Source organism: Enterobacter sp. EC_64 (assembly GCF_019584165.1).
Taxonomy (GTDB): Bacteria; Pseudomonadota; Gammaproteobacteria; order Enterobacterales; family Enterobacteriaceae; genus Enterobacter; species Enterobacter roggenkampii.
On sequence record NZ_VDAS01000067.1, the window covers coordinates 1 to 1,338 of the forward strand.

Below are 1,338 nucleotides of genomic sequence, written 5' to 3' on the forward strand. Positions count from 1 at the left end.
TTGGTGCCTTCGGGAACTCTGAGACAGGTGCTGCATGGCTGTCGTCAGCTCGTGTTGTGAAATGTTGGGTTAAGTCCCGCAACGAGCGCAACCCTTATCCTTTGTTGCCAGCGGTTCGGCCGGGAACTCAAAGGAGACTGCCAGTGATAAACTGGAGGAAGGTGGGGATGACGTCAAGTCATCATGGCCCTTACGAGTAGGGCTACACACGTGCTACAATGGCGCATACAAAGAGAAGCGACCTCGCGAGAGCAAGCGGACCTCATAAAGTGCGTCGTAGTCCGGATTGGAGTCTGCAACTCGACTCCATGAAGTCGGAATCGCTAGTAATCGTAGATCAGAATGCTACGGTGAATACGTTCCCGGGCCTTGTACACACCGCCCGTCACACCATGGGAGTGGGTTGCAAAAGAAGTAGGTAGCTTAACCTTCGGGAGGGCGCTTACCACTTTGTGATTCATGACTGGGGTGAAGTCGTAACAAGGTAACCGTAGGGGAACCTGCGGTTGGATCACCTCCTTACCTTAAAGAACCTGCCTTTGCAGTGCTCACACAGATTGTCTGATGAATGATGAACTTCTGAATGTACTTTTGAGTGCATTAAGAAGTTTTGCTCTTTAAAAATCTGGATCAAGCTGAAAATTGAAACGACACATCTTTAAGGTGTGTTCGAGTCTCTCAAATTTTCGCAATCAGAAGTGAAACATCTTCGGGTTGTGAGGTTAAGCGACTAAGCGTACACGGTGGATGCCCTGGCAGTCAGAGGCGATGAAGGACGTGCTAATCTGCGAAAAGCGCCGGCGAGGTGATATGAACCTTTGACCCGGCGATGTCCGAATGGGGAAACCCAGTGTGTTCCGACACACTATCGTTAACTGAATACATAGGTTAACGAGGCGAACCGGGGGAACTGAAACATCTAAGTACCCCGAGGAAAAGAAATCAACCGAGATTCCCCCAGTAGCGGCGAGCGAACGGGGAGCAGCCCAGAGTCTGAATCAGCTTGTGTGTTAGTGGAAGCGTCTGGAAAGTCGCACGGTACAGGGTGACAGTCCCGTACACGAAAGCACACAGGTTGTGAACTCGAAGAGTAGGGCGGGACACGTGGTATCCTGTCTGAATATGGGGGGACCATCCTCCAAGGCTAAATACTCCTGACTGACCGATAGTGAACCAGTACCGTGAGGGAAAGGCGAAAAGAACCCCGGCGAGGGGAGTGAAAAAGAACCTGAAACCGTGTACGTACAAGCAGTGGGAGCACCTTCGTGGTGTGACTGCGTACCTTTTGTATAATGGGTCAGCGACTTATATTCTGTAGCAAGGTTAACCGTATAGGGG

2 rRNA genes are annotated in these 1,338 nt (G+C 50.9%); both read left to right on the forward strand.

The features are described from left to right. Positions 1 to 522: ribosomal RNA gene (locus FHC52_RS22455) — 16S ribosomal RNA — on the forward strand; the annotation flags it as partial. Between the two features lie 198 nt (positions 523 to 720). Further along, positions 721 to 1,338: ribosomal RNA gene (locus FHC52_RS22460) — 23S ribosomal RNA — on the forward strand; the annotation flags it as partial.